Annotated in this window: 16 protein-coding genes; 12 read left to right on the top strand and 4 right to left on the bottom strand. The window is 70.3% G+C overall.

Annotated elements, in window-relative coordinates:
- Positions 1 to 10: 10 nt before the first annotated feature.
- Positions 11 to 475 carry a DUF6069 family protein gene (locus Pph01_RS04820; protein ID WP_204071689.1) on the bottom strand — a complete coding sequence of 155 codons (465 nt, stop codon included), beginning with the start codon at positions 473 to 475 and terminating at the stop codon, positions 11 to 13.
- Between the two features lie 188 nt (positions 476 to 663).
- On the opposite strand from Pph01_RS04820, the gene Pph01_RS04815 reads away from it, so the two are divergent.
- Positions 664 to 1,026, top strand: coding sequence for a YciI family protein (locus Pph01_RS04815; RefSeq protein WP_204071688.1), 363 nt, complete (start codon positions 664 to 666; stop codon positions 1,024 to 1,026).
- Positions 1,023 to 2,276 (top strand): RNA polymerase sigma factor, encoded by a 1,254-nt coding sequence (locus Pph01_RS04810; protein ID WP_204071687.1) that lies wholly within the window; start codon positions 1,023 to 1,025, stop codon positions 2,274 to 2,276. The genes Pph01_RS04815 and Pph01_RS04810 overlap by 4 nt, the downstream gene beginning before the upstream one ends.
- Before the next feature lie 15 nt (positions 2,277 to 2,291).
- Here Pph01_RS04810 and Pph01_RS04805 read toward each other — a convergent pair whose 3' ends face one another.
- Positions 2,292 to 3,263, bottom strand: a complete 972-nt coding sequence (locus Pph01_RS04805; protein WP_204071686.1) for a helix-turn-helix transcriptional regulator — start codon at positions 3,261 to 3,263, stop codon at positions 2,292 to 2,294.
- 91 nt (positions 3,264 to 3,354) lie between these two features.
- Here Pph01_RS04805 and Pph01_RS04800 point away from each other — a divergent pair, with 91 nt between their 5' ends.
- The 8 genes from Pph01_RS04800 (at position 3,355) to Pph01_RS04765 (ending at position 10,129) form a co-directional block, all read left to right on the top strand.
- The gene (locus Pph01_RS04800) at positions 3,355 to 4,338 is read left to right on the top strand and encodes an MDR family NADP-dependent oxidoreductase (protein WP_204071685.1); all 984 of its coding nucleotides are present in this window, start codon (positions 3,355 to 3,357) and stop codon (positions 4,336 to 4,338) included.
- Entirely contained in the window at positions 4,335 to 5,435 is a 1,101-nt protein-coding gene (locus tag Pph01_RS04795) for a winged helix DNA-binding domain-containing protein (protein WP_204071684.1), read from the top strand. Before Pph01_RS04800 ends, Pph01_RS04795 begins: the two co-directional genes overlap by 4 nt.
- A 47-nt stretch (positions 5,436 to 5,482) precedes the next feature.
- Complete coding sequence (locus Pph01_RS04790; RefSeq protein ID WP_204071683.1) at positions 5,483 to 5,866, top strand: DUF3592 domain-containing protein; 384 nt, start codon at positions 5,483 to 5,485, stop codon at positions 5,864 to 5,866.
- A 285-nt stretch (positions 5,867 to 6,151) separates the two neighbouring features.
- Positions 6,152 to 6,862, top strand: coding sequence for a DinB family protein (locus Pph01_RS04785; RefSeq protein WP_204071881.1), 711 nt, complete (start codon positions 6,152 to 6,154; stop codon positions 6,860 to 6,862).
- Between the two features lie 186 nt (positions 6,863 to 7,048).
- A complete protein-coding gene (locus Pph01_RS04780) occupies positions 7,049 to 7,189 on the top strand; it encodes a hypothetical protein (protein WP_204071682.1) in 141 nt (46 codons plus the stop codon).
- A 288-nt stretch (positions 7,190 to 7,477) separates the two neighbouring features.
- Positions 7,478 to 8,020 carry a dihydrofolate reductase family protein gene (locus Pph01_RS04775; RefSeq protein WP_204071681.1) on the top strand — a complete coding sequence of 181 codons (543 nt, stop codon included), beginning with the start codon at positions 7,478 to 7,480 and terminating at the stop codon, positions 8,018 to 8,020.
- 359 nt (positions 8,021 to 8,379) lie between these two features.
- Complete coding sequence (locus Pph01_RS04770) at positions 8,380 to 9,540, top strand: DUF2157 domain-containing protein (protein WP_204071680.1); 1,161 nt, start codon at positions 8,380 to 8,382, stop codon at positions 9,538 to 9,540.
- A 106-nt stretch (positions 9,541 to 9,646) separates the two neighbouring features.
- Complete coding sequence (locus tag Pph01_RS04765) at positions 9,647 to 10,129, top strand: GDYXXLXY domain-containing protein (RefSeq protein ID WP_204071679.1); 483 nt, start codon at positions 9,647 to 9,649, stop codon at positions 10,127 to 10,129.
- A 33-nt stretch (positions 10,130 to 10,162) separates the two neighbouring features.
- Here the strand turns inward: Pph01_RS04765 and Pph01_RS04760 are convergent, their stop codons facing one another.
- Positions 10,163 to 11,014 (bottom strand): helix-turn-helix domain-containing protein, encoded by an 852-nt coding sequence (locus Pph01_RS04760; RefSeq protein WP_239116434.1) that lies wholly within the window; start codon positions 11,012 to 11,014, stop codon positions 10,163 to 10,165.
- Positions 11,015 to 11,115: 101 nt separating this feature from the next.
- Here Pph01_RS04760 and Pph01_RS04755 point away from each other — a divergent pair, with 101 nt between their 5' ends.
- Positions 11,116 to 11,547: a PPOX class F420-dependent oxidoreductase gene (locus tag Pph01_RS04755; RefSeq protein WP_204071677.1), complete on the top strand. Its 432-nt coding sequence runs from the start codon at positions 11,116 to 11,118 to the stop codon at positions 11,545 to 11,547.
- A complete protein-coding gene (locus Pph01_RS04750) occupies positions 11,547 to 12,566 on the top strand; it encodes an aldo/keto reductase (RefSeq protein WP_204071676.1) in 1,020 nt (339 codons plus the stop codon). The genes Pph01_RS04755 and Pph01_RS04750 overlap by 1 nt, the downstream gene beginning before the upstream one ends.
- A 16-nt stretch (positions 12,567 to 12,582) precedes the next feature.
- On the opposite strand, the gene Pph01_RS04745 is transcribed toward Pph01_RS04750, so the two are convergent.
- Entirely contained in the window at positions 12,583 to 12,840 is a 258-nt protein-coding gene (locus tag Pph01_RS04745) for a DUF1918 domain-containing protein (RefSeq protein ID WP_204071675.1), read from the bottom strand.
- Positions 12,841 to 13,324 lie beyond the last annotated feature (484 nt).

The following is a 13,324-nucleotide window of genomic DNA, read 5'->3' as shown; positions in this document are numbered from 1 at the left end:
GGCACAGGTGTCAGGTGCCGGCGCGCCGGCCGTTACGGCCCGGAGCGTGCGAAAGCCGACGGGCGACGGTGGGGATGACGATCGTCGCGGCGAGCAGGTGCGCAAGAGCCAGCAGCACCTTGGTGGAGGTCACGGTGTCTCCGGCACCAAGCGGGGCGACCAGGGACACGGCGGTGAGCGCCACGGCGACCTGGACGTAGGCGCGCGCCGGGCGGGTCGCGTACCGCGCGAGGAGCACCGCCAGCACCGTCCCCCAGAACGTGCAGATGATCGTGCCCATGGCGAACATACCGACGGTGATCGGCTGTGCGGCGCCGGCCCCGATGTTGCCGGCCGCCATTGGAACGCCAAGGGCGCGGGCGGCGAGTCCGTACAACTCGGTCACAGCGGCCGCGGCCAGTCCGGTGAGCGCGCTTACCAGCCACACCGGCCAGGTGCGGAGGAAGTCAGCGGGGACGGCGTTGGTCGTGGGCATCGTGGGGCTCCTTTCGCGGGTTGGGTGGTGCGTTCGCCTGAAGGACGAAGCGGAGCCGGTCGGCTCGACATCGGCGCCACGAAAATGAGCGAAAGAATGTCGACGGGATGTAGAGGCCGGCGCGTCCGCTCCGTCTGCAGGGTGACGGCCCGCCGACGGGGTGCGCGGAGCGGAAGGGATGCCCCCAGATGAAGTACCTGATGTTGATCTACGGCAACCAGGACAAGTGGAGCTCGATTCCGGCGGAGGAGTGGCCGGAGGCCATCGCCAAGCAGGAGGCGTTCAACGAGAAGTACCGGGAGACCGGCGAGCTGCTGGGCGCCTACGGCCTGGCTGATGCGGCGGCCGCCCGGCTGGTGCTGCGCAAGGACGGGGCCCCGGCCGTCACCGACGGTCCGTACCTGGAGACCAAGGAGTACATCGCCAGCTTCTACCTGATGGATTGCGAGAGCGAGGAGCGGGCGCAGGAGATCGCGGCGGACATGCCCTGGGCCGACTTGGAGCCGGTCGAGGTGTGGCCGATCCTGCACGAGGCCGCGGCCGATCTGTGAGCCGGGATCGGGGCGCCGAGGACCTGCTGCGCGAGCTGGCGCCGCAGGTCCTCAGCGCGCTGGTCCGCCGGTACGGGCAGTTCGACGCGTGCGAGGACGCCGTCCAGGAGGCCCTGCTGAAGGCGGCGACGTTGTGGCCCACCCGGGGAGTACCGGACAATCCCCGGGCCTGGCTGGTCACCGTCGCCGCCCACCGGTTGCTGGACGAGTTCCGTAGCGACCAGTCGCGGCGACGGCGCGAGGAGGCCGTCATGGCGGCGACTCCACAGTCCGCGTTGCTGGCCGCGCCCGCAGACGAGCCGGAACCCAACCGGGACGAAACGCTGACCCTGCTGTTCCTGTGCTGCCACCCCGCGCTCTCTGCGCCCAGCCAGATCGCGCTGACCCTGCGCGCGGTGGGCGGACTCACCACGGCGCAGATCGCGGCGGCCTTCCTGGTCCCGGAGGCCACCATGGCCCAGCGCATCAGTCGGGCCAAGCAGAGCATCAAGTCGAACGGGGCGTCATTCACGATGCCGGATGTCGCAGAACGGGCTGATCGGGAACGTGCCGTACTGCACGTGCTGTACCTCATATTCAACGAGGGCTACACCACCACCGCCGGCCCGGACCTCACCGCGCCGCAGCTGTCCGACGAGGCGATCCGGCTCACCCGCCTGCTTCGCTTGCTGCTGCCGGACGACGGCGAGGTCGCCGGGCTGCTCGCCTTGATGTTGCTCACCGACGCTCGCCGACCCGCGCGCACCCGGCCCGATGGAAGCCTGGTGCCGCTGGAGGAACAGGACCGCGGCAAATGGGATCGCCGGCGCATCGCCGAAGGGGTTGATCTGATCACCGAGACCCTGCCCCGAGGCCAGGTCGGCCCCTACCAGCTGCAGGCGGCGATCGCCGCAGTCCATGACGAGGCAGAGCACATGGACGCGACGGACTGGCCGCAGATCCTCACCCTGTACGAACTCCTGGAACAGATGGCGCCGAACCCGATGGTGACACTCAACCGTGCGGTCGCCCTCGCGAAGGTGCGTGGGCCTGCGGCTGGGCTCCATCTGCTCGCACAACTGGAGTCCGATCACCGGATGGCACGCCACCACCGCCTACTCGCGACCCGTGCACATCTGTTGGAACTGGCCGGCGAGCGCTCCGCGGCAGCGGCCACCTACCGCGAGGCCGCACGGCGGGCGACCAGCTTGCCCGAGCGCCGGCACCTGATCGCCCGCGCCACGCGACTCACCAGCGAAACAGCGCCCTAGCCTGAGTTCAGCGAACTACAGCAGGGACGGTCTCTCGGGCGCGCCAGTGGCCCGGAGGAAGCGGGCGCCCCACTCCTGGACATGTGCGGCGAACTCCGGGGGACCCAGCACCTCGAACTCGGCGCCCACGTTGCCCAGCGCCTGGGTCGGCCAATCGAGGGAGGTCGAAGTCATGGTGATCCGGCAGGTGTCGTGGTCGAGCGGTTCGACGGTGCCCCACTGACCGACCGCCTGCCGTACCCGGGTCGCGGGGGCGTGGACGAGCGCCTCGACCTGGTACGGGGCCGGGGCGTCGCTCGCTGCCTGGACGAAGGCCGCGGCGTCCTCGGCCGGGAGCGGACGCGGCCGGAAGCGCGTGCCGGTCGCGGCCGGCTCGGTCAGCCGGTCGAGGCGGAAACTGCGCCAGTCGTGCCGGGACAGGTCGTAGGCGGCCAGGTACCAGCGTCCGCCGAGTGCGACGACGCGGTGCGGCTCGACCTCGCGCTCGGTGGGTGCGGAACCTCTGGCCGTGTAGCCGAACCGCAGCCGCTCCTGGTCCCGGCACGCCTGGGCGACCGCGGTGAGCACCCCCGCCGCGACGACCGGCCCGGGCGCGGCGACGGAGAGGGTCATCGCCCGCAGGGCGTCCACCCTGGCCCGCAGCCGGGGCGGCAGGACCCGCACCACCTTGGTGAGCGCGCGCAGCGACGCCTCCCGCATCCCGGCGATCCCGCTCTGTGCCGCGTCGCCGATGCCCACCGCGAGGGCCACCGCCTCCTCCTCGTCCAGCACCAGCGGCGGCAGGACGGCACCGGGCGCGAGCTGGTAGCCGCCGTCGGTGCCCCGGGCCGCGCTGACCGGATAGCCGAGCTCGCGCAGCCGGTCGACGTCGCGGCGCAGCGTCCGCTCGGAGACCCCGAGCCGCTCGGCCAATTCCGGGCCGGGCCAGTGACGGTGAGTCTGCAGCAGCGAGAGCAGTCTGAGGGTCCGCGAGCTGGTGTTCGCCATACCGCCATCCTCGCCCCACTTCCGGTCAAAAAGTGACCGGAAGCCTCCTTAGTGTCGATCTCGAAGGCCGTACCGACCTAAGGACCGAGAAATGATCACCCGTGAGATCCAGTTGGCCGCGCAGATCGCCGGCGCACCGGCACTCGACGACTTCACCGTCGCCACGACCGAGGTGGACGGCGAGGTTCTGGTGCGCACCGACCAGGTCGGGCTCGCCGCGACCTACCTGGAGTTGATGCGCGCGGACTGCACCATCCCGGTACCCGCGTGGCAGCCGGGCCAGCGGGTGGGCGTGGCCGCCATCGGCACCGTCATCCGGTCCGGCAGCCCCGAGCTCGCGGTTGGCGACCTGGTCCAGTCGACGACCGGCTGGAGCGAGTACTCGGCGGGCCCCGCCGCCCAGTACATCAAGCTCGATCCCCTCGCGGACCCCGGCTACCACCTCGGTCAGGGGCCGACCGCCTACTACGGGATGGCCGACGTGGCGGGCGTCGGCGAGGGCGACGTGGTGTTCGTCTCCGGCGCGGCGGGCGGGGTCGGCTCACTGGCCGGGCAGATCGCCAAGTGCCTCGGCGCGGCCCGGGTGATCGGCAGCGCCGGCAGCCCGGCCAAGGTCGACTATCTGGTGAACGAGCTCGGCTACCACGCCGCCTTCGACTATCACGACGGCTCACCGGTCGACCGGCTCCGAGAGCTCGCGCCCGAGGGCATTTCGGTGTTCTTCGACGTCGTGGGCGGCGAGCAGTATCAGGCCGCACTGCAGACGGCCAGGCCCGGCGCCCGCTTCGCGCTGTGCGGCTCGCTGTCCAGCCAGCTCGGCGATGCGGCGGAGCGCTTCCCCAAGCCCGATCACGCCGCGGCCCGGGCCAGGGGCATCGAGCTGCTGCCGTTCTCCTGCCACCACACCCCCGACCAGACCGCCGCCTGGCGGGAACACTTCAGCGCCTGGCTGGGCGAGGGCCGCTTCGTCTACCCGCAGACGGTCGTCAAGGGCGGGATCGAGGACGTGCCGCAGACGTTCTTGTCCCTGCTCCAGGGGTCCTACCGGGGCAACGTCTCGGTGCGGCTGTCGTGACGACCCTCTCGAGCAGGGCCCTGAACCGGGCCCTGCTGGGCCGCCAGCTCCTGCTGGGCCGCACCGATCACACCCCGCTGGAGGTGATCGGGCGCCTGGTCGCGCTGCAGGCGCAAGAGCCCAACTGGCCCTATGTCGGGCTGTGGAGCAGGATCCACGGCTTCGCCCACTCCCAGCTCACCACGCTGCTGCAGGACCGGAAGGTGGTCCGCTCCGGCCTGCTCCGCAGCACCCAGCACCTCGCCGCGGCCGACGACTTCCGCCGGCTGCGGCCGCTGCTTCAGCCTGTGCTCGACCGCACCGCCCGCTCGGCGTACTTCGCCCGCAACAGCGCGGGCCTGGACACCGCCTCGCTGGTCGCCACCGGGCTTGAGCTGCTGGCGGGCGGAACGACATCGCGAAAGGAACTGGCCCGACGGCTGGCCGAACGCCATCCAGGCCGCGACGGGCGCATCCTCGCCGGAGAGGTCGAGCTCAGAGCTCCCCTCGTCCACAGCCCGGCCACCGGCACATGGGGCTCCTGGGGCACCCGGTCGGCCGTCTCCGTCACGCCCGCCGAGACCTGGCTCGGCCGGCCCATGGCCCCGGTGACCGCCAAGGACCTGATCCGCCGCTATCTGGCAGCGTTCGGCCCAGCCGGGACGATGGACGTACAGGCCTGGTCCGGGCTGACCCGCCTCGGAGAGATCGTCTCCGACATGCGCGCCGAACTGCGCCACCACCGCGACCCCGACGGCAGGGAACTGATCGACCTGGCCGACGCGGAACTGCCCGATCCCGATACGCCCGCCCCCGTGCGCCTGCTGCCCGCCTTCGACAACGCCCTGCTCGGCCATGCCGACCGGACCCGCATCATCAGCCACGAGGACCGGAAGCGCGTGATGCCCGGCCAGGCACGGGTACGGCCCACCTTCCTCGTGGACGGCCACGTTCACGGAAGCTGGTCCCTCGAAGGCGACACCCTGCGCCTCACTCCGTTCCGCCCGCTGCCCGCGATCGATCGGGCAGCCTTGGAGCAGGAAGCGGAGCGCCTGCTGCCGTTCGTGGGGGCCGAGAACGTGTCCTACAACAGTCCGATCGCGGTCAGGTCGTCCTGAGCATCCGCCCCGGCATCGACCGCTGGACCCAAACCAGGCGCGTCCGCGTGAACGTCCCGTCCACGCAGTACGCGGACCTGTCGTTCTGGGGCCGGTTCTCATCCATGCGCGGAGTGGTGGCGATCCTGCTGATCCTCGCGGCCATCGGCTTCGCCGTCGGCGCCCGGAACGACTTCACCCGGACGTACCGAGTGCGGGAACACGGTCTCGAGGCGACCGCCGTCGTCTCCTACTTCTCCCGCGCAGGGCGATACCAGCCGGACGAGCCTGTGATCTCGTACCGGACCAGGGAAGGCGCGTGGGTCATCGCGCGTGTGAGCTGGTCCCGCTGGGCGGGTCCTCCGGTCAGCGGTAGTGTCCGGCAGATCCGCTACGACCCCGCCGACCCCAAGGGGAACGTCATCGACTGTCGGGCCTCGGTTGATGCTTGACGCTTCGGCCCCACCTGATGCTTTACATGATCACGGCGAGGCTGGCGACACTTCCTCTTCTGCCGAATTGAGGACGTTCAGCGAGTGCCTGCTTATGGCACGTCCGCGTGCGCATCCGGACCTCGACGATCGCTCGCGTGTACCTAGCCGAACGTTGACCTCGTTTCGTATGGTGCGAGGTCGCCGGCTCGGCGTGTTTCCGCCAACAGCCTCCAGGCCCGGCTACAGCACCCTCTACCCGCGGTAACTGCGCGGTTGTCGGTACGCCGGTGGATACTGCCCGGCATGGCGAGCTTCAAGGACCAGGACCTGACTGATGCCGAGTTCCGCGAGTGTGACTTGACCCGCGCTCGTCTGATCGGGGTGGTGATGCAGGACGCTGTGATCGACGGGCTGGTCACCAATCTGGTGGTCAACGGAGTCGAGGTGACGTCGTACGTCGAAGCCGAGCTTGACCGCCGGTATCCGGTGCGGCTGCTGCTCCGCTCAGCCGATCCGGCGGACCTGCTGCAGGCTGTCCGGCAGCTGCGGGCCGGCTGGGCGGAGACGATCGAGCGGCTGCGAGCGATGCCCAGGGGTTCGGAGCAGCAGCGCGTCGGCGGCGAATGGTCGGCGGTAGAGACCCAGCGCCATCTGGTGTTCGTGCACGACTCGTGGTTCCGCCGCTGCTGTCTGGGATCGACCGAGCCGTTCACCGCGATCGGGCTGGCGTCCGAGTTCGTCCCTGACCAGGAGGAGCAGGGCCTGGACCGAGCGGCGGCCCCCAGTTTCGACGAGGTGCTGGCCGCGCGAGACGTGCAAGGCGCTGAGCTAGAGCGTTGGCTGTCGACGGTGACGGCCGATCAGCTCTCGGCGCCCGCGCCAGTGCCGGCGGGCCCGGGTTGGCCGCCGTATGCCAGGGGAAAGTCGGTGCTGGAGTGCGTTCAGGTGGTACTGGGCGAGGAGTGGGCGCACCACGGTTTCTGCGTTCGTGACCTCGATCTACTCGGATCATGACCCTCGCCACGAGGTTGCGTGCGACTAGCAAGGATTCACTCTTCTGCCGCGAGTCGCACCCCCGGCTTTCTCTATCTTTCCCACGTCCTGGGAGCGCTGATGACCGTCACGCTCGTGTCACCGGGGTCCTGATGTGGCGGCGTGGACCCGCGCTGTTCACCCAACCGCTGATCCGACGACGGAGACGTGCGGCTTCTCGCGACAGCTTCACTGAGCAGTAGGAGGGCGCCGCCGAGCAGGCCGGCGGGGGAGCCGGCGGCGCGCAGGGCCTTCGCGATCCGCGCGCTGGTCGACGTGGCCCAGCTCGGCGACCAGGAGCCGAGATGACCTGGCACGACGCGAGGTCAGCGGCTTCATCCTGCGCACGGCTGACGCTGATCACCTACGGTCGATCGTGTCACACAGTCCCACAGCCACGGCTGGAGGCAGTGGGAGGAGCAGAGCTCCCCAGGGCTGGGGCGCTGCGACGTGAGGTAGCCACCCACGGGCCGCCTGCGCCGGAGCCGTCCCTGGGAGAAGACGTCACCGATCAGGTTCCACCTGGCTGAAAGCGTACGAAACAGCGGTCCGGCCAGATCGGCCGCTGTCCCCATGCCGACAACGCGGAAGGAACACATGCGAAAGCTCATCGAGTCGACGTTCGTGACGCTCGACGGGGTCATCTCGTCGCCGGAGAAATGGGGCTCGCCGTACTGGGACGAGGAGCATGCGGCGTACGGCGACGCTCTCTTCTCCTCCTCCGACGCCCTCCTGTTGGGGCGGGTGACCTACGAGGCGTTCGCCGGGGTCTGGCCGAAGATGGAGCAGGCCGGGGACGAGGACGCGGCCCGGATGAACGCCCTTCCCAAGTACGTCGCCTCCAGGACGCTGACCGAGGCCACGTGGAACGCCACGATCCTCGAGGGAGACGTCGCCAAGGAGATCGCGAGGCTGAAGGAGCTGCCCGGTCAGAACATCCTGAAGTACGGGACGGGCGAACTCGACCGGATGCTCCTGGAACACAAACTGGTGGACGAGTACCACTTCTGGATGTTCCCCGCCGTCGCGGGAAGCGGCCAACGACTGTTGGACGGCATCGACACGACCCACCTCACGCTGGTGCGAACCGCACCGTTCGCCTCCGGAATCGTCGTGCTCGTCTACGAACCGAAGCGGTAACAGACCGCGCTCGCCGGCAATGCTCGGGCCGCCATCGGGGCGAGAGCAGTCGTGGCGGCCCACCAGTGGACACCCGCGGAGGGGGTTCCGTCGGCTCCTCTCGGGTGGTCCGCCGTTCGAGAAGGACGCCCAGACGCCATCCATCACAGCGGGCTGGAACGTGTCGCCCTGTCCGCATTGGTCGTACAGATTGGTCCGAAGTACGTGTTCTCACTAAGTATGCGTACTCATTACCAATTCCTCTCCCTGTCCGAGACTCGAAGCGATGACAACGCCGAGGCGGCGAGATCGTCCTGACGGGCCGTCCGTCACCTCAGAGGACGCCTTGTCGGCGTGTGAGCGCGAGAGGAAGGGGCGGGATGGAATCCACGCGGCATGTTCCAGCTCGGCGCCTGGCCTGGCTACGGGGCGAGTTGACCCGATGGCAGGCCGAGGGCCTCATCGACGAAGGCGCCGCACGGCGCATCGAGGCCGGATATGTCCCCGGCCGGAGGCTCAGCCTGGAGAGGCTGGCGCTTCTGCTCGGCGGCGGTTTCCTGGGCGTCGGGCTGATCTGGCTCGTCGCGGCCAACCTCGACCAGTTGTCACCGCTGCTCCGGTTAGCGGGCATCACGGTGATCTGGATCGCCGCGGCCGTCGTGGGCGAGACCGTTTCGTCCCGGGGCGGACGGCAGGCGGCAAGGCTGGTCAGCGTGTTCGCCGCGGGCGGGGTGATCTTCCAGGCGGCGCAGAGCCTGCAGGTCCCCGCCTACAGCTCCAGCTTGCTCGGCGTGTGGGCAGGTGGCGCACTGGCGTACGCGTACGCCACGGCGGCCACGGGCCCCCTCGTCATGGCCCTGGCGATCGCATCAGCGTGGTACGGCTGGCTCATCGGTGAGCAGAACGGCGGCGCCGCCGCAATCGCCGTCGGCATGCTCGCCGCCGGCGGGGTCTCGTCCGCGATCGCGAACCTCCATGACAGCGGACGCCTGGCCCGATTCGCCGGGCCGTGGCGACTGGCCGGGGTGGTGCTGGCGCTGTCCGGGCTGTTCGTCGCCGCCTTCCCCGGCGTGAGCGCCGGCCCCGCGTTCTGGTCGCCGGCGCTGGGGGCGGGGCTCGCCGCCGCCGGAATCGCCATCGGCGCCGTCGTCTTCCTGACCGGCAGGGATGGACGGCAGGAGGTCCTCGCCGTCACGAGCATGATCGTGGTCGCGCTGCTCCTGGTGGCATGGACTCCGCTGGGCACCCCCTGGTACACCGGCGAATTCAGCGCCGAGCAGACGGCGCGGGCCGTGGTGGGCACGTTGGCCTACGTGCTGGCGGCCGCCTGGTTCGCCGTCGTCGCGGCCCGGCGTGATCTGTCCCACCTCGTCTACCTGGTCACCGCCGCGCTGGTGCTCTTCGTCATCATCCAGAGCTTCGCCGTCTTTCAGCCTCTGCTCACCGGGGCGGCGCTGTTCCTGGCACTCGGCGTGGTGTTCATCGGGTCGGGCTTCCTGGTGAACTACGGCCGCAGGCGCCTGATGGAGGCCATGCGATGACCGGCCCGAACGCCGGGCGCGCGCTGGACGCTCCCGGCCACAGGGCGTCCGGAAGAACCCCCCGACATGAGCAGAGCCGGCCCATGGCGCCCGGAAAGAGGATCCCATGAACAGCCGATCGGTGTTCTCGTCCCGCCCGGTGCTGGTCGCCGCGGCCCTCGTCCTCCAGGCCGTGCTGCTGGTGGTGGCCGTGGCCCCGCAGCTGTCGGCGAGGGTGACCGGCATGGAGTACCGGCTGGCCGTCGGCCTGGTCGATCCGATCGACCCACTGCGCGGCGCGTACGCCCAGCTCGACTACCCGGGCCTGCCCAGAGCCGATGGCCGGTCGGGCCCGGTGTACGTCCCACTGGCGCGGGACGGCGGCCTGTGGAAGGGATCGGGCGTCATGCGGCAGCGACCGGCGAGCGGCCCCTACATCGCCTGTGAATCCGCTGGTTACGCAAGGCTGTCGTGCGGCATCGACAGCCTGTTCCTCTCGCAGGACAAGGCCCTGCGGGCGCAGAACGAACTGGGGGGCAACCGCATGGCGGCCATAGTCAAGATCGATGCCACCGGCAACGCCGCCGTGGTGGGCTTGGCACCCCGCTGACCCTTCCCGGCACGCCGTCCACGGGATCCTTCGCTACGCGTACGGCCCCACCGCACGCAGGGCACCGGGCCGGCGCCCGTTGAGGCGGTCGAGGGCGGCGGACGTGGCCTCGTCAGCGGGGAGATGGACGACCACGCGCTGGCCCTCGGCGTCGAGGGTCTCGTAGGCCAGCCGCAGTTCCCCCACCTCGGGGTGGATGAGCCGTTCGACACCGGTGCGGTGAGGCGCAACCGGCATGGCGTGCAGCCGTTCGGCGAACGAGGCGCCTGCCACGATGGTCAGTTCGTCGACGAGGTGAGCGAGGTGCGGATCGTTGCGGGAGGACTCGGCGAGGAGCGCGGCCACCTGCTCGTCGGCGATGCGGTCCCAGTCGGGGTATGCGGCTTTGGCCCGGTCGTCGGTGAACAGGAACCGGACCCGGCTCGGCGGCCGGCCGTCGAGGAGGCCGAGGGGCCCGGCCAGGCGCTCGTAGGCGGAGGTGTGCGCGAGCGTCTCCCCGAGCCGGTTGAGGAGCACGGCCGGAGTGGGTTCCAGCCGGTCCAGCAGCGCCCGCATCGTGGGGCGCACCTCCCGCTCGGGCGGCAGCCCCCCGGGGCACAGGATGTCGGCGCCGGAGGCCGTCTTGGCCAGGTTGCGAAGCTGGACGCGCTCGCCGACGGACAGGTGCAGGGCGTCCGCGAGCGCGGCGAGGACCTGTGAAGACGGGTGCCGATCGCGCCCCTGTTCCAGCCGCGTCAGGTAGTCCACGCTGACTCCGGAGATGGTGGCCAGCTCGGCTCGCCGCAGGCCGGGCGTGCGGCGACGCTGGCCGGTGGGCAGTCCCACCTGGCTCGGGGTGACGGCCTCCCTAAGACTGCGCAGGAATGTTCCCAACTCGGCGCTCACAGCCAGAGTGTACGGCCGACGCCGCGAGCGGATCATGGCCGTACGAGGGCTAGCCTCGCCCCGGCCTCCCCAGCGGGCGCCCGGCTCCACAGACTGGGTTCATGACCTTCACCGACAACGAGATCGAGTACCTGAAGAGCCAACCGCTCGGACGCCTGGCCACGGTCGGACCCGGCGGCCGGCCGCACATCGTGCCGGTAGGGGTCTTCTACGACCCGGAGACCCAGACCATCGTGATCGCCGGGCACGCCGGCAGCGGCATGGCCGCGAGCAAGAAGTTCCGCGACGCGGAACGCCACCCTGACGTCGCGTTCGTCGTCGACGACCTGGCGTCCGTCGACCCCTGGACCCCGCGCGGCATCGAGATCCGGGGCCGCGCGGAGACGCACACCACCGGCGGCGAGGCGGTCGGCGAACGCATCGGCGCCGCCATGCCGTTCGACTCGGCGTGGATCCGCATCCACCCGCGGCGCATCCTGGCCCGCGGGATCGACACGGGCGCCTTCGAGCTGTCCGCGAGAGACGTGGCGTGATGCGATACCGGCTGCTCGGTCCGACCGGGCTGCGCGTGTCGGAGGTGTTCCTGGGTGCGATGACCTTCGCCGGGCCGGACGAGGCACGCAGGATGATCGACCTGTACGCCGGGGCCGGTGGCAACGTCGTCGACACCGCCTCCGCCTACGGCGACAGCGAGGAGGTCGTCGGCGATCTCCTTCGGCACCGCCGGGACCGGTTCGTGCTGGCCACCAAGTACACGCTGTCCCGGGACGCCACGGACCCGAACGCGGGCGGCGGCCACCGCAAGAACCTCACCCGGTCCCTCGAGGCGAGCCTGCGACGGCTGCGCACCGACTACATCGATCTGTTCTGGGTGCACACGTGGGACCAGCACACGCCGATCGAGGAGACGATGCGCGCGCTTGATGACGCCGTCAGCGCGGGGAAGGTGCTCTACGTGGGTGCGTCCAACCTTCCCGCGTGGCTCGTCTCCCGGGCGAACGCCGTGGCCGAGTGGCGCGGCTGGACATCGTTCGCCGCGGTGCAGGTGCCCTACAGCCTGCTCAGGCGTGACATCGAGCGGGAACTGCTGCCGATGGCCGAAGCCCACGGAATGAGCGTGGTCACCTACGGGGCGCTCTCGGGCGGGGTGTTGTCGGGCAAGTTCACTGCCCCCGGCGACGCCCCGACCGGCACCAGGATCGACCCCGTGTCCCTCACCGCGCGCGACCATCGTGCCGCGCGTGCCGTACGGGAGGTGGCCGAGAACCTGGGGGTGAGCGCGTCCCAGATCGCGATCGCCTGGACCCGCGCCCGGTCGCGCGCGGTTCACCCGATCATCGGCTCGCGCACCGTCGAGCAACTCGAGGACGACCTGGGCGCCCTCGACGTCACTCTGCCGGCGGACGCCGTACGTCACCTGGATTCGGCAGTGCCGTTCGACCTGGGCTATCCCGCCGACGTGACCTCGGGACCTCGTCCATGGGTGTTCGGCGACGGGGAGGCCAGGTTGGAGGGCCGAGTCCACCCCGCCGGGAGTTCTCCCACCCTCTAGAGCCTCGCCACGGTGGTTATCGGTCTGCGTCGATTCGTCTCGCCCGCCCCAGATAGGGGAGCGGGCTAACAGCAAAGCGGTCGCGTTCGTCCACGTGTTTGATATGTGCGTCAGGTCCGGGGAAGAACATCGTCTCGTGCGCCTCGTCGAGCCAGTGCACGACATAGGGTGGCGACCCGTCCGAATGGTAGAGCGCTGTGATCACCCCGGTCCGGGGCGCTCCGCCCGACGGGGGGCTTTCGATGATCAGCCGGTCGCCGACTGCGGCCCTCATGACTCCTCCGTTTCCGACCCTCGGGTTTACGGATCCGCTCGTCAGGTGCGCGCCGCGCCTGGCGGGCGGGCCTCCGGAATCGTGTCCGGGGTATCCGGCGACCTGGCCGCCCACCGGCGTCGTCCTGGATGACGGTCGGCGTGGCCATCGCGGATACCTCCTCCTGTCACCCTGACCTGGGTCTCACTTCTCGCGGTAGGGAAGGAGGTCCCGAGGCGGGAAGGACTTCCGTACGGCCAGGGCGCCCACGCCGCAGGCGGCTGAAGTGCTCCCTATACCCCCGCAGGCCCCACGCGGGTTACTAGGCCCTCGTTCGTCCGTGTTTGCGGCCTGCTGCCGTTACTTTGCCTCCGTCGACGCACTGATGGTGCTGAAGGGAGGTTCGACGCCGTCCTCCGGGTACCACCGCGAATACACGAGCCGACCCCGCTTCAGAGGGGTCGGCGGTCGCGCTCCGGCGTGCCGCCATGGCTCTCATCTGGCG

The sequence above is a fragment of the Planotetraspora phitsanulokensis genome, assembly GCF_016863295.1.
Classification (GTDB): domain Bacteria; phylum Actinomycetota; class Actinomycetes; order Streptosporangiales; family Streptosporangiaceae; genus Planotetraspora; species Planotetraspora phitsanulokensis.
This window is presented reverse-complemented; position numbering and strand designations above follow the sequence as displayed.